The sequence below is a fragment of the Thalassotalea sp. PS06 genome, from assembly GCF_007197775.1.
Classification (GTDB): domain Bacteria; phylum Pseudomonadota; class Gammaproteobacteria; order Enterobacterales; family Alteromonadaceae; genus Thalassotalea_A.
In genome coordinates this window covers 3310118-3328135 of record NZ_CP041638.1, presented here as the reverse complement: position 1 = coordinate 3328135, position 18018 = coordinate 3310118, and the positions used below count along the sequence as shown (strand labels likewise).

The following is an 18018-nucleotide window of genomic DNA, read 5'->3' as shown; positions in this document are numbered from 1 at the left end:
GGAATTACCATGCCACGTTCTCTCAAGAAAGGTCCATTTATTGACCTACACTTGTTGACGAAGGTAGAGAAAGCTTTGGAAAGCGGGAATAAAAAACCAATTAAGACTTGGTCCCGTCGTTCAATGATCATCCCTAACATGATCGGATTGACCATCGCTGTCCATAATGGCCGTCAACACGTTCCTGTGTTTGTTACCGATGAAATGATTGGTCACAAACTAGGTGAATTTGCACCAACTCGTACTTATCGCGGCCATGCTGCTGATAAGAAAGCGAAGAAAAGATAAGGGGAAATTAAATGGAAGCTATTGCTAAACATAAATTTGCCCGTGGTTCAGCTCAGAAAGCTCGTTTGGTCGTTGACCAAATCCGCGGTTTGCAAGTTGAGAAAGCACTTGAAATTCTAGAGTACAGCAACAAGTCAGCTGCTGTTCTGGTGAAGAAAGTTCTTAACTCAGCGATTGCTAACGCTGAACACAACGAAGGTGCAGACATTGATGAACTATTCGTTAAAACCATCATGGTTGACGACGGTCCAACGATGAAGCGTATTAAGCCTCGTGCGAAAGGTCGCGCGGATCGTATCCTTAAGCGTACTAGCCACATTACTGTGGTTGTATCTGATAACTAGGAGAGTATTAGTATGGGTCAAAAAGTACATCCTACCGGTATTCGATTAGGTATCACTAAACCTTTTGCGTCTACTTGGTTTGCAAGCAGCAAAGACTATGCAAATAACTTGAAAGGTGACCACGAAGTTCGTGCTTACTTAACTCAAGAATTAAAGCGTGCGTCTTTATCAAAAATCGTAATTGAGCGTCCAGCTAAGTCTATTCGCGTTACTATCCACACAGCCCGTCCAGGTGTTGTGATTGGTAAGAAAGGTGAAGACGTTGAAAAACTTCGTAAGAAAGTTTCTCAAATTGCCGGCGTTCCAGCTCAAATCAACATTGCTGAAGTTCGTAAGCCTGAAACTGATGCAGCACTAGTTGCGGAAAGCATCACTAGCCAACTAGAGCGTCGTGTTATGTTCCGTCGTGCTATGAAGCGCGCTGTGCAAAACGCTATGCGTCTAGGTGCTAAAGGTATCAAGGTTGAAGTTAGCGGTCGTTTAGGCGGTGCAGAGATTGCTCGTTCTGAATGGTATCGTGAAGGTCGTGTACCACTTCACACATTACGTGCTGATATCGATTATGCAACAGCTGAAGCGAATACCACTTACGGTATTATCGGTGTTAAAGTCTGGATCTTTAAAGGTGAAGTTATTGGTGGTATGCCTGCACAGGTAGAAGCACCAGCTAAGCCTAAAAGAAAAGGCAAAGGCAAGAGCAGTAAGTAGGGGAATCAGTAATGTTACAACCAAAACGTACTAAATTCCGTAAGCAGTTTAAACTGCGTAACCGTGGTCTTGCAGACACTGGTAACACAGTTAGCTTCGGTACTTATGGTTTGAAATCGGTAGCTCGTGGTCGTATGACTGCTCGCCAAATCGAAGCGGCTCGTCGTGCAATGACGCGTCACATCAAACGTCAAGGTAAAATTTGGATTCGAGTTTTCCCTGACAAGCCTATTACCAAGAAGCCTCTAGAGGTTCGTATGGGTAAAGGTAAAGGTTCTGTTGAATATTGGGTTTGCCAAATTCAACCAGGTCGTGTTCTTTATGAAATGGAAGGTGTTTCAGAAGAATTAGCGCGCGAAGCATTTGCTCTTGCTGCTGCTAAACTTCCGTTCAAAACAACTTTCGTAACTCGGACGGTAATGTAATGAAAGCTAGCGAACTTAAAGATAAAAGCATTGAAGAGCTTAATGCTGAATTACTAAGCTTATTGCGCGAACAGTTTAACTATCGCATGCAAGCAAGCACAGGTCAGCTAGCTCAAACTCACTTGCTACGTAATGTACGTCGCGATATCGCACGTGTTAAGACTATCATTTCACAGAAGGCAGCATCATAATGAGCGAAACTATTCGTACTCTACAAGGTCGCGTTGTCAGTGACAAAATGGATAAGTCTATCACTGTCCTGATTGAGCGTCGTGTTAAGCACCCGATCTACGGTAAATTCATGATCCGTTCAACTAAGTTGAAAGCGCATGATGAAAACAACGTATGTAATGAAGGTGACTTAGTAACAATTCGCGAATGTGCGCCAATCTCTAAGAGCAAATCTTGGACTTTGGTTGACGTTGTGACTAAAGCTTAAATTTTAGCTTTATTGTTATCGTAAAAAACCCTGCTTCGGCAGGGTTTTTTTTGATTAAGTCTATTGGTTCAAGGGATAAATCCATAGACTATTATACCAATCCCATTAAATTATTGCTCACTCAGTGAGAATTTAAAGGCTTTTAGACAAGGCTTTGATTGCAGAGAATGGTTATTCCATTGTCAAAATCAGTAACGCAGGATAAACGCCTTTAAAACTCACCCGTAGGGAGTTAGTGAGAGGCCCATTTACTGCCCTATATTTCATTAATATAGAATGACTATATCAATAAAATCTATGTTGTAACTGAACCTCTGCCCTAACTCTGAGTTGTGCACAAACTTAGTGTGATTGGTATTAAATCTAGCACCTATTCAACTGCAAATCTCATTACTTTCTATTTAACCCATTAATTCTACCGGTTTAAGCAACAAACTACCGGTTTAAGCAACAAATTCTGCAAAGTAACCTTTTTGTAACATCTGCTGCTTGGTTTATCCGCAAACGGTACAATATATAGGTTAACTAAACTTGGGTTTGATATATATCGTTAACGTATTATTTCTATACATTTTTCGAGTGTTAATCAACCATTTTAGCAGTCAAAAACTTAACGTTTTTTGATAATAAAATGTAATCAGTTTATCTATGGAATCTGGTGATTTTTCTGAGGGTTAATGATTATGTTTAGGGTCGAAGACTGGGGCATGCAGATGAACCGTTTTTTTTTGCTTAAATAAAGTACCACTTTTAGTTATCTAGTGTTATAATCTCGCGCCCGTTGATTCCAGGTGGTACCTAGGATTAACGGAATTAAGGCAGTGATGGGCTAGAAATAGCCTTGAATTTTAACAAAAGCGGAGCACATAAAATGATCCAAATGCAATCACAGCTAGACGTTGCTGATAACAGCGGCGCTCGACGCGTGCAATGTATAAAGGTTCTAGGTGGCTCGCACCGTCGCTATGCTGGCATCGGCGACATCATCAAAGTTTCTGTTAAAGAAGCGATTCCTCGCGGTAAAGTGAAGAAAGGTGATGTACTGAATGCAGTAGTGGTGCGCACTAGAAAGGGCGTTCGTCGTCAGGATGGCTCAGCCATTCGTTTCGATGGCAACGCGGCTGTAATGCTAAATGCAAATTTACAGCCAATTGGTACTCGTATTTTCGGGCCAGTGACACGTGAATTACGAACTGAAAAGTTCATGAAGATCGTTTCATTAGCTCCAGAAGTACTATAAGGAGTCTGATAATGGCCTCTAAAATTCATCAAAATGATGAAGTAGTAATCCTAGCTGGTAAAGATAAGGGCAAAAGTGGCAAGGTCACCAAAGTTCTTCCAGCAGAAGGTAAAGTTTTCGTTGAAGGCATCAACTTAGTTAAGAAACACCAGAAAGCTGTTCCACAGCTTGAACAAGCTGGTGGCATCATTACTAAAGAAGCTGCTATCGACGTATCAAACGTTGCGATCAAAAACCCTGCTACTGGCAAGGCTGATCGCGTTGGTTTTAGATTTGAAGACGGTAAAAAAGTACGTTTCTTCAAGTCTAATAACGAATTAGTTTAATTTGGAGTAAACGATGGCGAAACTGCATGATTTATACAAAGATACAGTTGTTGCTGAACTGACCAAAGAGTTCGGATACAAAAGTGTCATGCAAGTCCCTCGGATTGAAAAGATCACCCTTAACATGGGTGTTGGTGAAGCGATTTCTGATAAGAAAGTATTAGATAACGCAACCAATGATCTTGCTGCAATCTCAGGTCAAAAGCCTATGGTAACTAAAGCTCGCAAATCTGTTGCTGGTTTTAAGATCCGTGAAGGCTACCCTATTGGTGCAAAAGTAACTCTACGCGGTGAGCGCATGTGGGACTTCTTTGAGCGTTTAATTTCAATCTCAGTTCCTCGTATCCGTGATTTCCGTGGCTTGAACCCTAAATCGTTCGATGGCCGTGGTAACTACAGCATGGGCGTGCGTGAGCAAATCATATTTCCTGAAATCGACTACGATAAAGTCGACAAGATTCGCGGTATGGATATTACTATCACTACTACTGCGAAGACTGATGCGGAAGGTCGTGCTTTGCTGACTGCCTTTAACTTCCCGTTTAAGAAATAAGGTGTAGAGTTATGGCTAAATCATCTATGAAAGCACGTGAAGCAAAACGTGCGAAATTAGTCGCAAAATACGCTGAAAAGCGTCGCGAACTAAAAGAGATCATCTCTAGCGTAAACTCTTCGGAAGAAGAGCGTTGGGATGCAGTACTAAAACTACAGTCTTTACCTCGTGATTCGAGCAGCAGCCGTCAACGTAATCGTTGTAACGTAACTGGTCGTCCACACGGTTACTTGCGTAAGTTCGGCCTAAGCCGTATCAAACTACGTGAAGCAACCATGCGTGGTGAAGTTCCTGGTCTTAAGAAAGCAAGTTGGTAAGGGAGTAAGCGATTATGATGACTGATCCTATCGCGGATATGTTTACACGCATCCGTAACGGTCAATCTGCACATAAAGTTGCAGTATCTATGCCGTCTTCCAAGCTAAAAGTTGCAATTGCTAACTTGCTTAAAGAAGAAGGCTACATTAACGGTTTTGAAGTATCTACTGAAGCTAAGCCTCAGTTAGAAGTAACTTTGAAATATTTCGAAGGTAAAGAAGTAATCGAAACAATCAAGCGTGTTTCTCGTCCTGGTCTACGTGTATACAAGGGTCGTGATGAGCTTCCGCAAGTTCTAGCTGGTCTAGGTATTGCTATTGTTTCTACTTCTAAAGGTTTGATGACTGACCGCGCCGCTCGCAATGCGGGTCTTGGCGGTGAAATCATCGGTATCGTAGCGTAAGGAGCAGAAATATGTCTCGTGTTGCAAAAGCACCTGTGAATGTACCTGCTGGCGTTACTGTTACGTTATCTGGTCAAGACATCACAGTTAAAGGCCCTGTAGGCGAATTATCTCGTACTATCCACAGTGACGTTGCGGTTTCTCAAGAAGAAAACGCTATCGTAACTACGGTTGCTAACGAAGATAAAGGCGCTTGGGCTCAAGCTGGTACTGCTCGTGCACTAATCAACAACATGGTTGTTGGTGTAAGTACTGGTTTTGAAAAGCGTTTAATCTTAAACGGTGTTGGTTACCGTGCAAAAGCTGCTGGTAAGAACTTAAACCTATCTTTAGGTTTCTCTCACCCGGTTGACCACGCAATTCCTGAAGGAATTACCGTTGAAACTCCTAGTCAAACTGAAATCGTACTGAAAGGTGCTGATAAGCAGTTGATAGGTCAGGTGGCTGCCAATATTCGTGCTTACCGTAAGCCAGAGCCTTATAAAGGTAAAGGTATTCGTTACAGCGATGAAGTGGTACGTCGTAAAGAAGCTAAGAAGAAGTAGGGTAATACGATGGATAAGAAAACATCTCGTTTACGCCGTGCAAAACGTACACGTGCAAAGATCAGCGAGCTGGGTGCGAATCGTTTAGTCGTTCACCGTACTCCTCGCCACATTTACGCGCAACTGATCGCTGCTAATGGTTCTGAAGTAATTGCTGCTGCATCTACTTTAGACAAAGCAGTTCGTGAAGAAGTGAAAGGCACTGGTAATAAAGACGCAGCTGCAGCAGTTGGTAAAGCAATCGCTGAGCGTGCGGCAGCCAAAGGCATCACTGACGTTGCATTCGATCGTTCAGGTTTCCTATACCACGGTCGTGTACAAGCGTTAGCAGAAGCAGCTCGTGAAGCTGGCCTTAAATTCTAGGAGTAGATAATGGCTAATGTAGAAAACACACAACAAAGTGAATTCGCTGAAAAGCTAATCGCTGTTAACCGCGTATCAAAAGTGGTTAAAGGTGGTCGTATCTTCAGCTTCACTGCACTAACTGTAGTTGGTGACGGCAACGGTCGTGTTGGTTTTGGTTACGGTAAGGCACGTGAAGTTCCTGCTGCTATCCAAAAAGCAATGGAAAAGGCTCGCCGTAATATCGTAAACATCGACCTTAAAGGCACTACCTTACAGCACGCTGTTAAAGGTAAGCACTCTGGTTCTAAAGTTTACATGCAACCTGCTTCTGAAGGTACAGGTATTATCGCCGGTGGTGCGATGCGTGCAGTACTAGAAGTTGCTGGCGTTCAGAACGTATTGTCAAAAGCATACGGTTCTACTAACCCAATTAACGTTGTTCGCGCTACAATCGGCGCCCTGGCTGACATGAAGTCTCCAGAATCGGTTGCTGCTAAGCGTGGCTTAAACGTTACTGACATTCTGGGGTAATAGACAATGGCTAAGACTGTTAAAGTAACTCAAATGAAAAGTTCTATCGGTCGTTTACCGGCTCATAGAGCAACTTTAAAAGGCCTGGGTTTACGTCGTATCCGTCATACGGTAGAGTTAGAAGATACTCCATCAGTACGCGGTATGATTAACAAGGTTGCATACATGGTTAAGGTGGAGGACTAAACAATGCATTTAAACACATTATCTCCTGCACCTGGCGCAAAATCAGCCAAGAAGCGTGTTGGTCGTGGTATTGGTTCTGGTCTAGGCAAAACTGGTGGTCGCGGTCATAAAGGCCAAAAATCACGTTCAGGCGGCGGTGTTCGTCCTGGTTTTGAAGGCGGTCAGATGCCACTTAAGCAACGTCTACCTAAGTTTGGTTTCACGTCGCGTAAATCTTTAGTTCGCGCTGAAGTTCGTTTACACGAATTAAACCAAATCAACGGCGATGTTGTTGATATTCACGCGCTTAAAGACGCAGGCATTATCACTCGTAACATTGAATCTGCAAAGATCATGTTGTCTGGTGAAATTAACCGTAAGATCACGGTTCGTGGCCTAGCAGTAACAAAAGGTGCACGCGCAGCGATTGAAGCTGCCGGTGGTACAATAGAGGAATAGTACACTTATGGCTACACCAGGAATGGAAAGTAAAGTTCAAGGCGGTACGTCTGAACTGACACAAAGATTATTGTTTGTACTCGGAGCGATTATCGTTTTCCGTTTAGGATCATTTGTACCAATCCCTGGTATTGACGCCGCTGTACTTGCTCAGTTGTTTGAACAACAAAAGGGCACCATCGCAGAAATGTTTAACATGTTCTCTGGTGGTGCACTTGAGCGGGCCTCTGTACTGGCACTAGGTATTATGCCGTACATCTCAGCTTCGATTATCATGCAGATCAGCACACACATCGTGCCGAGTATGCAAGAGTTAAAGAAAGAAGGTGAGGCTGGACGTCGTAAGATCAGTCAGTACACCCGTTACGGCACTTTGCTACTAGCAACGGTTCAGTCATTTGCAATTGCAAATGGTCTACCAGGTATGATGCCTGGCCTGGTTTTAAACCCAGGTCCTGGTTTTATCTTTACCGCAATGGTTTCTTTGGTTACCGGTACCATGTTCTTAATGTGGTTAGGTGAGCAAATTACTGAGCGTGGTATTGGTAATGGTATCTCAATCCTGATTTTCGCTGGTATCGTTGCTGGCTTGCCATCTGCCGTTGGTCAAACAGCGGAAATGGCGCGTCAAGGTGATTTGCACCTGTTAGCATTACTATTGATTGGAGCTATCGTCTTCCTTGTAACTTACTTTGTAGTATTTGTAGAGCGCGGCCAACGCCGCATCGTTGTAAACTACGCCAAGCGCCAACAAGGTCGCAAGGTGTTTGCAGCGCAAAGCACTCACTTACCATTGAAAGTTAACATGGCTGGTGTTATTCCTCCGATTTTCGCCTCAAGTATCATTCTGTTCCCTGGTACGATTGCCAGTTGGTTTGGTCAAGGTGAAGGTGGTGTGGCTGACGTTTTACAAGAGGTTTCTCTTGCGATGTCTCCAGGTCAACCACTGTATGTAATGCTTTATGCAGCAGCAATAATCTTTTTCTGCTTTTTCTACACGGCATTGGTTTTCAATCCGCGTGAAACGGCAGATAACTTGAAGAAGTCTGGTGCGTTTATCCCGGGTATTCGTCCTGGTGAACAAACCTCCAGATATATTGATAAGGTAATGACTCGCCTGACACTGGCAGGTGCTTTATACATTACTATTATTTGTTTGGTTCCTGAGTTTATGATGATGTTTATGAACGTTCAGTTCTATTTCGGCGGTACATCACTATTGATTATCGTTGTCGTTATCATGGATTTCATGGCACAAGTACAGACTCATATGATGCAGAGTCAATATGACAATGTGCTGAAAAAAGCAAACCTAAAAGGCCTAGGCCGATAGGTAACGGAGTATAAGATGAAAGTTCGTGCATCCGTGAAAAAGATTTGTCGTAACTGTAAAGTTGTTAAGCGTGCTGGTGTAGTACGTGTAATTTGCAGTGAGCCAAAGCACAAGCAAAGGCAGGGCTAATCTTGGAAAGTGTCATTAATTGTTAATTGATGGCACTTTAATTTGCAAAAATAATGCTGGTTGAGTATCCTAACGGGCTTTTCAACCGGTTTCTTTTAACCTTAATATAGGAGATGTGTTAGTGGCCCGTATCGCTGGCATTAACATCCCTGATCGCAAACATGCAGTAATCGCTATTACTGCGATTTACGGTATCGGTCAAACTCGTGCAAAAGAAATTTGCGCGAACGCTGGTATCGCAGAATCTACAAAGATCAGTGAATTAGACGAAGCACAAATAGATTTGCTTCGTACAGAAGTGGCGAAATTCACCGTAGAAGGTGACTTACGTCGTGAAGTTTCAATGAACATCAAGCGTCTGATGGACCTTGGCTGTTATCGTGGTTTACGCCATCGTCGCAGTCTACCTCTACGTGGTCAACGCACTAAGACTAATGCGCGCACCCGTAAAGGTCCTCGTAAGCCGATTAAAAAGTAACGGGGTAATTAGACATGGCTAAAACACCAACTCGCGCTCGTAAGCGCGTTAAAAAGCAAGTTGCTGATGGCATGGCGCATATCCATGCATCTTTCAACAACACAATCGTAACTCTGACTGACCGTCAAGGTAATGCATTGTCTTGGGCGACTGCAGGTGGTTCTGGTTTCCGTGGTTCACGTAAATCTACTCCATTTGCTGCTCAGGTAGCTGCAGACCGTGCGGGTAAAGCTGCTCAAGAGTTTGGTTTGAAGAATATTGAAGTGTTCGTTAAAGGCCCGGGACCTGGACGTGAGTCTGCAATCCGTGCTTTAAATGCTGCTGGTTTTAAAATCACCAACATTACTGACGTGACACCTATTCCTCATAATGGTTGTCGTCCTCCTAAAAAGCGTCGCGTATAACGCTTTTAGGATAGTTGGAGAAAGAACATGGCAAGATATTTAGGTCCTAAGCTAAAACTTAGCCGCCGCGAAGGAACAGATTTGTTCCTTAAAAGTGGTGTTAGGGCAATTGATACGAAATGTAAAATCGAAACTATTCCAGGTCAGCACGGCGCCCGTCGCGGTCGTCTTTCTGACTATGGTGTACAGCTTCGTGAGAAGCAGAAAGTTCGTCGTATTTACGGTGTGTTGGAAAAGCAGTTCCGTAACTACTACAAAGAAGCTGCTCGTCTAAAAGGCAATACAGGTGAGAACTTGTTACAACTTTTAGAGAAGCGTTTGGACAACGTTGTCTACCGTATGGGTTATGCATCTACTCGTGCAGAAGCTCGTCAGCTAGTTAGCCACAAGGCTATCGTTGTAAACGGTAAAGTTGTTAACATTCCATCTTTCGCTGTTAAACCAGAAGATGTTGTATCTATACGTGAAAAAGCAAAAGCTCAGGCGCGCATCGTCGCTGCTCTTGAGTTAGCTGAACAACGTGAGAAACCAGTCTGGGTTGAAGTTGATAATAAGAAAATGGAAGGTGTATTTAAACGTACTCCTGATCGTTCTGACTTATCAGCAGAAATTAATGAACAGTTGATTGTCGAGCTTTACTCGAAATAAAGCTGAACTTTAAGAGAGGACAATAATGCAGGGTTCTGTAACCGAATTCCTTAAGCCGAAACTAGTGGGCATCGAGAACGTTAGCACCACTCGCGCTAAGGTAACTTTAGAGCCACTTGAACGTGGTTTTGGTCACACTTTAGGTAATGCGTTACGCCGCATCTTACTTTCGTCAATGCCAGGATGCGCAGTGACTGAAGTTGAAATAGACGGTGTTTTGCACGAATACAGCAGTAAAGAAGGTGTCCAAGAGGACATCATCGAAATCTTGTTGAACCTTAAAGGTCTGGCTGTTGGTTTAGAAGGCAAAACTGAAGCAGTTTTAACTTTAACTAAGTCAGGCCAGGGCCCTGTACTGGCTGCTGATATTCAGCATGATGGTGATGTAACTATCGCCAACCCTGAGCATGTTATCTGTCATTTGACAGGTGACGGCGAAGTCAGTATGCGCATCAAGGTAGAAATGGGTCGTGGTTATGTACCTGCTTCTGCTCGTCGCAATGCCGAAGAAGAAGACCGTGCAATTGGCCGCTTGCTAGTTGACGCTTCATTCAGTCCTGTTGAAAGAATTGCTTATGATGTTGACTCGGCTCGTGTTGAGCAACGTACAGACTTAGATAAGCTAGTTATCGATATGGAAACTAACGGTACGCTAGATCCAGAAGAAGCGATTCGTCGTGCTTCTACCATCTTAGCTGAACAGCTAGATGCGTTTGTTGATCTACGTGACGTTAAAGAAGAAGAAGTTAAAGAAGAGAAACCAGCTTTCGATCCTATCCTTCTTCGTCCAGTAGATGATTTAGAACTAACTGTACGTTCAGCCAACTGTTTGAAAGCAGAAGCGATTCAGTACATTGGTGATTTAGTACAGCGTGCAGAAGTCGAACTTCTTAAAACACCTAACTTAGGTAAGAAGTCTCTGACTGAAATCAAAGACGTGTTAGCGTCTCGTGGTTTGTCTCTAGGTATGCGCCTTGAGAACTGGCCACCAGAAAGCATCGCTGATAACGACTAAATCGATCATCGTTTTAATAGTTTAAGAGATAAGGATTAACTTATGCGCCATCGTAAAAGCGGTCGCCAGTTAAACCGTAATAGCAGTCATCGCCAGGCGATGTTCCGCAATATGGCTAGCTCTTTAGTAAAGCACGGCGTCATCAAGACTACTGTGCCTAAAGCTAAAGAATTGCGTCGCGTTATTGAGCCACTAATCACTTTGGCCAAGAACGACAGTGTAGCAAATCGCCGTTTGGCTTTTGCCCGCACTCGCGACCAGGAAGTAGTAGGTATTTTATTCAGCGAACTTGGTCCTCGTTACCAAGAGCGTCCAGGTGGTTACACTCGCATTCTGAAATGCGGTTACCGTACTGGTGATAAAGCGCCTATGGCTTACGTTGAACTTGTTGATCGTCCAGCAGTTGAAGAAACTGTTGAAGAGACTCAAGAAGTTTCAGCAGAAGCATAATCGAATTTATTCGAATCGAAAAAAGGAGCCAATTGGCTCCTTTTTTTATACACGGATGTATTTACCCTCCCGCACCATTGATGGTGTGTATGTCGAAAATGTCTGGAACGATTTTCGGTGAGCAGGATGCGCAGAGGGTATTTTGCACATGGATGTGCTTATCCTCCCGAACCATGGATGGTAGCAAGGGAGGGTTTGTAAGGCGTGCAAGTATGCCCGGATTTCGCCATGGATGGTGGTTATATCGAAAATGCAAGAGCAATTATCGTATAGCGCCCCGTTTCAAAACGCTACCATTTTTCCTCAACATCGATCACTGTTGTAACGCAGCTTCGGCGATACCAACATGTTTCGAAAACTTGAATTTACCTAACCAACTGAAGTATAACTTCATATAACTTAAGTTATTGATAACCCCCTTTATGTCCCTACGTAACCCAATCATCGCGGTAACTGGTTCTTCCGGTGCCGGAACCTCTACAACTTCTGAAGCTTTCGATCATATATTTAGGGCATTGGGGATAAAAGCTACTGTGGTCGAAGGAGATAGCTTTCATCGTTATACTCGCCCGGAAATGGATTTGTTAAAACGCAAGGCAAGTGAAGAGGGAAAAACCTTCAGCTATTTTGGTGAGCAAGCTAATGATTTTCAGTCATTGGCAAAACTATTTAGCGATTTTAGTGAGAAAGGCGAAGGTACAATGCGCCGATATCTTCACACTTTCGACGAGGCAGTGCCATACAATCAAATGCCCGGTACATTTACGCCATGGCAGTCGCTGGGTAAGGATTCGGATTTACTCTTCTATGAGGGGCTTCACGGCGGCGTAGTCACTGAAGATGCTGATGTTGCGCGTCACGTAGACCTGCTGATAGGCATGGTGCCGATAGTTAACCTTGAGTGGATCCAAAAGATTTTCAGAGATACCAATCAACGAGGTCACTCAAAAGAAGCAGTGCGCGATAGCATAGTTCGCAGTATGGATGATTATTTTAAATATATTACGCCGCAGTTCTCTCGGACTCATATTAATTTTCAACGCGTACCAACGGTAGATACCTCAAACCCTTTCAGTGCTAAAGCGATACCGTCGCAGGACGAAAGTTTCGTGGTTATTCGTTTTCGCGATGCGAGAAACGTCGATTTTCCTTTTTACCTAAGGATGATAGATGGCTCTTTCATGTCACGAGTAAGTACATTGGTTGTACCTGGTGGCAAGATGGGTCTGGCGATGGAGTTGATTTTAAAGCCGCTCATTGAAGATATCATGGAAAAGCGCAGTGCTGCGGGACAGCAGATAGATTGGACGAGAGATAAATAACACGCTTTAAAACGACTTAATAAAAAAGGCCGGTATTAAACCGGCTTTTTAATTTTGAAATCGTGAGTGATATTCACAGCTTTGTTGAGCATTAATGCTACCGAGCAGTATTTATCTGCTGATAGCGCCACTGCACGTTCTACGTGTTTTTCAGCAACGTCGGTGCCAGTGATAACAAAGTGCAAATGGATGTCAGTAAACAAACGTGGAACAGAATCCGCGCGTTTTGCTTCAATCTCAACCACACAGTCGTGCACGTCCTGGCGTGCTTTTTGTAAAATACTAACGACGTCAACGGAGGAACAGCCACCCAATGACAATAAAACGTTTTCCAGAGGGCTAGGGCCAAGTTGTCCGCCATTAGCATCCATTACGATACTATGACCACTTTCTGAAATGCCCATAAACATTTCTTCGCCTACCCATTTTACTTGTGCTTTCATAGATTTTCTCAATTTTTAAAATCGTTCGAATAGTAGCAGAATTACCAATATCATAAAATAAAAAGCCCGCAATTTAGCGGGCTTCGATTGTTCTTGGGGCCTGATTAAAGCGGGTTAATCCTGGTTTGTGCTTTCAAAGATTTTATCGGCAGAAGCCGCAACAAAACCTGTATAAAGATTACCACAATCCATAGGATAGCGTTTAGCAAACTCGTAGAAACAACTTGGAATTTCTTCGGTTCTGTCACTGAATGCAACTGGATGAACATCAGCCATGGTTGATGACTGCTCCAGTTTTACTTCTGGACCACCCTTGACTTCACCACCGGAGGTGTTCAGGCGGAAACCTCCTTCTCTTACAATGTCGTTCACTTTATTGATGCAATCAATGCCTTCAAGGTGATTGATACTCACTGTGAAATGATTAGCTCGGTAACCCCAGGCAGCTAACCAGGCCGCATATTCGCTTTCTGCTAACAAGGTTTGGTAATCACTGTAGCTGATTTGCCAATGGGTTCCTGAGTACAGGAAGTTATCAGCTGTCACCACTTGCTCATCCATTTTTGCGATAAGCTTGTGAATAATTTCCTGAACCTCGCCACTCATTTTCTCTACCAGCAATTCACTGATAAATACTTTAGGGAGGGCAGGATCGGCATGCTCATAGTGGCGCGCATACAGTTTTTTCGCTTCGAAGTGATATTCACCTTTTGCTTCATAGCCTAACGCCAACAGATGAGCAGCTAATTTGTCGATGCCAACCTTATCGATATTGAATGTACGATAGGCGACATGATCGTTAATTAATTCTGCACCGGCGCCTAGTAATTCGTGAACACGAATTGCAGAAGGCGTTACCGCGAGATAGTTTTTCCAGATATTTTCAAATAATTCTGTTACAGCCAAAGACATAAAATTCCCCAAATATTAACGTTTAATTTTAGAAACTCAGACCAGGGCTGAGGTTTTCAGGAAGTACAACGGATTCACTTTCTACCGATGCTACCGGGTATGCACAGTAATCAGCAGCGTAGTAAGCACTTGCCCTGTGGTTGCCGCTGGCGCCAATTCCACCAAATGGAGCGGCACTGCTGGCACCCGTGATTGGACGGTTCCAATTCACAATACCGGCACGAATGCGCTTAAAGAAGTGGTGATAATCGCTCTCATTATCTGCTAACAGACCTGCGGATAAACCAAACGAGGTATTGTTTGCTTCATCGATTGCCTGATCGAAATCCTGATAACGATAAATCTTAACTAGTGGCCCAAAGTGTTCTTCATCTTTGATGCCTTCAACTCTGGTAACATCAATGATGCCTGGCGTAACAAAGCCTGTGCCAGGAGTTAAATGACGCATTTCAAGCAGGACTTTAGCACCCATATCAATTAGCTTTTGCTGAGCGTTCAGCATGCCAAGTGCCGCCTTTTCCGAGATCATCGACCCCATGAATGGCTGGTCTTGGTCGTCGTAAAAACCAACCTTGATGCGACTACTTACTTCGATAAAGCGTTTTAAAATAGCATCACCTTGCTCAGTGTTTTCGATAAACACACGACGCGAACAGGTGCAACGCTGTCCTGACGTTACAAATGCGGATTGCACCATATCATGAACGGCAGCATCAACCTGCGCCACGTCTTTGATAATAAGTGGGTTGTTACCACCCATCTCTAACGCCAGAATCTTACCAGGCTGACCGGCAAACTGTTGATGCAAAAGGTGACCAGTGTTAGAACTACCGGTGAAGAACAAACCATCGATACCCGGGTGTGAAGCCAGAGCTTTACCGGTTTCAATTTCACCCTGAACCAGGTTAATCACGCCCGCAGGTAAACCTGCTTGCTCCCAAAGTTTGATAGTTTCTTCAGCCACTTTTGGGGTTAATTCACTTGGCTTAAATACAATCGTATTACCCGCAAGTAAAGCAGGAACGATGTGGCCATTTGGTAAGTGACCCGGGAAGTTGTAAGGGCCAAATACGGCGACAACACCGTGCGGCTTGTGACGAATAAACGCTTTCGCACCAGGCATTGGATTTTCAACGGTACCCGTTCTTTCCTGGTATGCTTTTACAGAAATCGCAATTTTACCAACCATGGCACCCACTTCAGTGCGGGTTTCCCATAATGGCTTGCCAGTTTCTTCAGCGATAGTGATTGCCAGAGCTTCTTTGTTATCAGTAAGAGCCTGGGCAAAGCGCTCTACCAAATCAAGACGTTGCTGATAATCAGTAATTGCCCAGTCTTCGTATGCTTTGCGAGCACTTTTAACCGCAGTATCTACCTGCGCCGGACTGGCAGCAGTACCGGACCAGATAGTCTCATTTTTCGCTGGGTTAAGAGAGGACATTGCGGCGCCTTCACCAAGGTGCCATTGTCCATTAATAAATTGTACAGGGTGAGTCATATAAACCTCTTAATTCTGGGATACCCGGATCCAGTCGCCTTCTTCAACAAGAAGTGCCTGGGCAGTGTCAATATCGATGATTGCATGGTTTTGTTGTTCGTCAACGTCGATTGGCATCTGAGTCGCACGGAACTCGGCGACCTGGGTATTACAGATGATGTATTTTTTAGTGCTCGATACCGAACCGATTTTTACTTGTAAACGTTTTGAGTTGCGCACGGTTTTGATGCCATTAAGCTCTGACTCTACGGTCGGGCCTGCATCAAAAATATCAACGTAACCGCGATTCACAAACCCTTCACTCTCTAATAAGCGAAGAGCCGGAACGGTTTTATCATGCACTTTGCCAATAACTTCCTGAGCTTCTTTTGATAGTAAGCTCACATAAATTGGATATTTGGGCATTAGTTCCGCAATAAAGGCTTTGTTACCAATACCTGACAAATAATCAGCGGTTGGAAAATCCATCGAGAAAAAGTGTTCTTCCAGCCATTGCCAGAATGGCGAGCGACCATTGGCATCGGATACGCCACGCATTTCCGCAATAACGGTATTGTTGAAACGCTCTGGATGTTCCGCCATAAATAGGAAGCGGAACTTCGACAGAAAACGACCGTTATTATTGACGCGATAAGAGGCCTTCAGGAACAATGTGCAAATCTCAGTTGCCCCTGTGTAATCATTATTCAGAGACAGAATATCGACGTTATTGTAAATGTTTAGTTCCCTTGAAGAGTGCACCACTTTGCCAAGATGGTAATGGTAAAACGCATCATGCAGACCTACAGCCGCTTCAATACCACTGGTTCCAACCACTTCACCAGTTTCGGTATTCTCCATGACAAATAGATAACCTTCGTCTCCCGGCTCCAGTGGTGTGGAATGGAAAGAGCGAGTAGCGCGATTGATGCGATTAGTTAACAGCTCTTCATTGACGGGCAATGACGTAAAGCCATGCCCGGATTCAACGGCAATCTGATGTAAAACTTCATAATCACTGCTACGAATGGGTCGTACGATAATCATTATGTTTCTCTTTTGAAAGGGACAGATTAGCCGTTGACGATAGTTTCAACAGCGCGTTCAAAACGAGCCAAACCTTCAGCAATATCCTCTTCTGGAATTACCAACGAAGGGGTAAAGCGAATAATGCTGGCACCAGCAACCAGACTCATTAGGCCTTGATCCATAGCCGCATTTAAGAAATCTTTAGCTCGGCCTTGATAAGCGTCAGTTAATACCGCACCTACCAATAAACCTTTACCACGGATTTGCGAGAATACCTGATACTTCTCGTTGATTTTCTCAAGGCCTGATTTCAACAATTGCTCGCGGTGTTTTACACCATCCAGAACTGCTTGATCATTTACCGTATCGAAAGCCGCTTCTGCTACTGCGCAAGCTAGCGGGTTTCCACCGTAGGTAGAGCCATGAGTACCGATTTTGAGGTGTTTGGCGATCTCGGTAGTAGTCAGCATCGCGCCGATAGGGAAACCGCCGCCCAATGCTTTTGCGGTGGTTAAGATATCTGGTGTAACGTCTAAGCCCATGTAAGCATATAAATCACCAGTACGGCCAACACCAGTTTGAACTTCATCGTAAATAAGTAGAGCGTTATGCTGGTCACAAAGTTCCCGAACGCCTTTAGCAAAATCATCGGTTGGTGAAACAATACCGCCTTCACCCTGCAGAGGTTCCATAACCACGGCACAAGTGTTGTCGCTGATTAATGCTTTTACAGAATCAAGGTTGTTGTATTCAGCGTGAACAATGTCGCCCGGCTTTGGACCAAAACCGTCGGAATATGCAGCCTGGCCGCCAACAGTTACGGTGAAGAAAGTACGACCGTGGAAACCTTGTTTAAATGCAATAATCTGGCTCTTGTGCTCACCAAAGTTGTCTATCGCCCAACGACGAGCAAGCTTTAGTGCTGCTTCGTTAGATTCTGCGCCGGAGTTAGCGAAATATACTTTCTCTGCGAACGTGTTATCTACCAGCTTTTTAGCAAGACGTAATGCAGGTTCATTAGTCATTACATTTGATAAGTGCCAGATCTTCTCACCTTGATCTTTTAACGCACCAACCAGAGCAGGATGACAATGACCCAGGCAACTTACTGCAATACCACCAGCGAAATCGATAAGCTCATTAGCATTTTGGTCCCATACTCTTGACCCCTTCCCACGTACCGGGATCACAGCTGAAGGTGAATAATTAGGCACCATTACATCATCAAATAACTCACGATTTGCTGAAATTTGCTCGGTCATTCTCTATTTCCTCAATATCTAATTTGT

The 18018-nt window shown here is 44.0% G+C and carries 29 protein-coding genes; 24 read left to right on the top strand and 5 right to left on the bottom strand.

Features of this window, described 5'->3' with window-relative positions:
• The first annotated feature begins 9 nt into the window (after positions 1 to 9).
• The 24 genes from rpsS (at position 10) to FNC98_RS14610 (ending at position 12868) form a co-directional block, all read left to right on the top strand.
• Entirely contained in the window at positions 10 to 288 is a 279-nt protein-coding gene (gene rpsS / locus FNC98_RS14725) for a 30S ribosomal protein S19 (RefSeq protein ID WP_135438210.1), read from the top strand.
• 11 nt (positions 289 to 299) lie between these two features.
• A complete protein-coding gene (gene rplV, locus FNC98_RS14720; RefSeq protein WP_144035050.1) occupies positions 300 to 632 on the top strand; it encodes a 50S ribosomal protein L22 in 333 nt (110 codons plus the stop codon).
• A 12-nt stretch (positions 633 to 644) separates the two neighbouring features.
• Positions 645 to 1340 carry a 30S ribosomal protein S3 gene (gene rpsC / locus FNC98_RS14715; protein ID WP_144035049.1) on the top strand — a complete coding sequence of 232 codons (696 nt, stop codon included), beginning with the start codon at positions 645 to 647 and terminating at the stop codon, positions 1338 to 1340.
• An 11-nt stretch (positions 1341 to 1351) separates the two neighbouring features.
• Entirely contained in the window at positions 1352 to 1765 is a 414-nt protein-coding gene (gene rplP, locus FNC98_RS14710; RefSeq protein ID WP_144035048.1) for a 50S ribosomal protein L16, read from the top strand.
• The gene (rpmC, locus tag FNC98_RS14705; RefSeq protein ID WP_136736735.1) at positions 1765 to 1956 is read left to right on the top strand and encodes a 50S ribosomal protein L29; all 192 of its coding nucleotides are present in this window, start codon (positions 1765 to 1767) and stop codon (positions 1954 to 1956) included. The genes rplP and rpmC overlap by 1 nt, the downstream gene beginning before the upstream one ends.
• On the top strand, positions 1956 to 2204 hold the full coding sequence (gene rpsQ, locus FNC98_RS14700; RefSeq protein ID WP_144035047.1) for a 30S ribosomal protein S17: 249 nt from the start codon (positions 1956 to 1958) through the stop codon (positions 2202 to 2204). Before rpmC ends, rpsQ begins: the two co-directional genes overlap by 1 nt.
• 871 nt (positions 2205 to 3075) lie before the next feature.
• Entirely contained in the window at positions 3076 to 3444 is a 369-nt protein-coding gene (gene rplN / locus FNC98_RS14695; RefSeq protein WP_136736739.1) for a 50S ribosomal protein L14, read from the top strand.
• A gap of 11 nt (positions 3445 to 3455) precedes the next feature.
• A complete protein-coding gene (gene rplX, locus FNC98_RS14690; protein ID WP_144035046.1) occupies positions 3456 to 3770 on the top strand; it encodes a 50S ribosomal protein L24 in 315 nt (104 codons plus the stop codon).
• Positions 3771 to 3783: 13 nt separating this feature from the next.
• Positions 3784 to 4323, top strand: a complete 540-nt coding sequence (gene rplE, locus FNC98_RS14685) for a 50S ribosomal protein L5 (RefSeq protein ID WP_144035045.1) — start codon at positions 3784 to 3786, stop codon at positions 4321 to 4323.
• Between the two features lie 11 nt (positions 4324 to 4334).
• Positions 4335 to 4640, top strand: coding sequence for a 30S ribosomal protein S14 (rpsN, locus tag FNC98_RS14680; RefSeq protein ID WP_144035044.1), 306 nt, complete (start codon positions 4335 to 4337; stop codon positions 4638 to 4640).
• A gap of 11 nt (positions 4641 to 4651) precedes the next feature.
• Positions 4652 to 5044, top strand: coding sequence for a 30S ribosomal protein S8 (gene rpsH, locus FNC98_RS14675; RefSeq protein WP_144035043.1), 393 nt, complete (start codon positions 4652 to 4654; stop codon positions 5042 to 5044).
• Positions 5045 to 5055: 11 nt separating this feature from the next.
• Positions 5056 to 5589 (top strand): 50S ribosomal protein L6, encoded by a 534-nt coding sequence (rplF, locus tag FNC98_RS14670; protein ID WP_144035042.1) that lies wholly within the window; start codon positions 5056 to 5058, stop codon positions 5587 to 5589.
• Between the two features lie 9 nt (positions 5590 to 5598).
• Positions 5599 to 5952, top strand: a complete 354-nt coding sequence (gene rplR, locus FNC98_RS14665; protein WP_144035041.1) for a 50S ribosomal protein L18 — start codon at positions 5599 to 5601, stop codon at positions 5950 to 5952.
• A 9-nt stretch (positions 5953 to 5961) separates the two neighbouring features.
• Positions 5962 to 6465, top strand: a complete 504-nt coding sequence (gene rpsE, locus FNC98_RS14660) for a 30S ribosomal protein S5 (protein ID WP_144035040.1) — start codon at positions 5962 to 5964, stop codon at positions 6463 to 6465.
• A gap of 6 nt (positions 6466 to 6471) precedes the next feature.
• Complete coding sequence (gene rpmD, locus FNC98_RS14655; RefSeq protein WP_144035039.1) at positions 6472 to 6651, top strand: 50S ribosomal protein L30; 180 nt, start codon at positions 6472 to 6474, stop codon at positions 6649 to 6651.
• Between the two features lie 3 nt (positions 6652 to 6654).
• Positions 6655 to 7089: a 50S ribosomal protein L15 gene (gene rplO, locus FNC98_RS14650; RefSeq protein WP_144035038.1), complete on the top strand. Its 435-nt coding sequence runs from the start codon at positions 6655 to 6657 to the stop codon at positions 7087 to 7089.
• A gap of 7 nt (positions 7090 to 7096) precedes the next feature.
• Positions 7097 to 8422: a preprotein translocase subunit SecY gene (secY, locus tag FNC98_RS14645; protein WP_144035037.1), complete on the top strand. Its 1326-nt coding sequence runs from the start codon at positions 7097 to 7099 to the stop codon at positions 8420 to 8422.
• Between the two features lie 15 nt (positions 8423 to 8437).
• Positions 8438 to 8551, top strand: a complete 114-nt coding sequence (rpmJ, locus tag FNC98_RS14640) for a 50S ribosomal protein L36 (protein WP_009839384.1) — start codon at positions 8438 to 8440, stop codon at positions 8549 to 8551.
• A gap of 121 nt (positions 8552 to 8672) precedes the next feature.
• A complete protein-coding gene (gene rpsM / locus FNC98_RS14635) occupies positions 8673 to 9029 on the top strand; it encodes a 30S ribosomal protein S13 (RefSeq protein WP_144035036.1) in 357 nt (118 codons plus the stop codon).
• Positions 9030 to 9043: 14 nt separating this feature from the next.
• The gene (gene rpsK / locus FNC98_RS14630; protein WP_136736752.1) at positions 9044 to 9433 is read left to right on the top strand and encodes a 30S ribosomal protein S11; all 390 of its coding nucleotides are present in this window, start codon (positions 9044 to 9046) and stop codon (positions 9431 to 9433) included.
• Positions 9434 to 9460: 27 nt separating this feature from the next.
• On the top strand, positions 9461 to 10081 hold the full coding sequence (rpsD, locus tag FNC98_RS14625) for a 30S ribosomal protein S4 (protein ID WP_144035035.1): 621 nt from the start codon (positions 9461 to 9463) through the stop codon (positions 10079 to 10081).
• A gap of 25 nt (positions 10082 to 10106) precedes the next feature.
• The gene (locus tag FNC98_RS14620) at positions 10107 to 11096 is read left to right on the top strand and encodes a DNA-directed RNA polymerase subunit alpha (protein WP_144035034.1); all 990 of its coding nucleotides are present in this window, start codon (positions 10107 to 10109) and stop codon (positions 11094 to 11096) included.
• Between the two features lie 42 nt (positions 11097 to 11138).
• Positions 11139 to 11546: a 50S ribosomal protein L17 gene (rplQ, locus tag FNC98_RS14615; protein WP_136736755.1), complete on the top strand. Its 408-nt coding sequence runs from the start codon at positions 11139 to 11141 to the stop codon at positions 11544 to 11546.
• Positions 11547 to 11968: 422 nt separating this feature from the next.
• On the top strand, positions 11969 to 12868 hold the full coding sequence (locus FNC98_RS14610) for a phosphoribulokinase (RefSeq protein ID WP_144035033.1): 900 nt from the start codon (positions 11969 to 11971) through the stop codon (positions 12866 to 12868).
• A 35-nt stretch (positions 12869 to 12903) separates the two neighbouring features.
• On the opposite strand, the gene FNC98_RS14605 is transcribed toward FNC98_RS14610, so the two are convergent.
• The 5 genes from FNC98_RS14605 to FNC98_RS14585 form a co-directional block, all read right to left on the bottom strand.
• Positions 12904 to 13311, bottom strand: a complete 408-nt coding sequence (locus FNC98_RS14605; protein WP_144035032.1) for an OsmC family protein — start codon at positions 13309 to 13311, stop codon at positions 12904 to 12906.
• 114 nt (positions 13312 to 13425) lie between these two features.
• Positions 13426 to 14223 (bottom strand): DUF1338 domain-containing protein, encoded by a 798-nt coding sequence (locus tag FNC98_RS14600; RefSeq protein WP_144035031.1) that lies wholly within the window; start codon positions 14221 to 14223, stop codon positions 13426 to 13428.
• 28 nt (positions 14224 to 14251) lie between these two features.
• On the bottom strand, positions 14252 to 15721 hold the full coding sequence (gene astD / locus FNC98_RS14595; protein ID WP_144035030.1) for a succinylglutamate-semialdehyde dehydrogenase: 1470 nt from the start codon (positions 15719 to 15721) through the stop codon (positions 14252 to 14254).
• 9 nt (positions 15722 to 15730) lie between these two features.
• Complete coding sequence (astA, locus tag FNC98_RS14590; RefSeq protein WP_144035029.1) at positions 15731 to 16747, bottom strand: arginine N-succinyltransferase; 1017 nt, start codon at positions 16745 to 16747, stop codon at positions 15731 to 15733.
• A 26-nt stretch (positions 16748 to 16773) separates the two neighbouring features.
• A complete protein-coding gene (locus FNC98_RS14585) occupies positions 16774 to 17979 on the bottom strand; it encodes an aspartate aminotransferase family protein (RefSeq protein WP_144035588.1) in 1206 nt (401 codons plus the stop codon).
• Positions 17980 to 18018 lie beyond the last annotated feature (39 nt).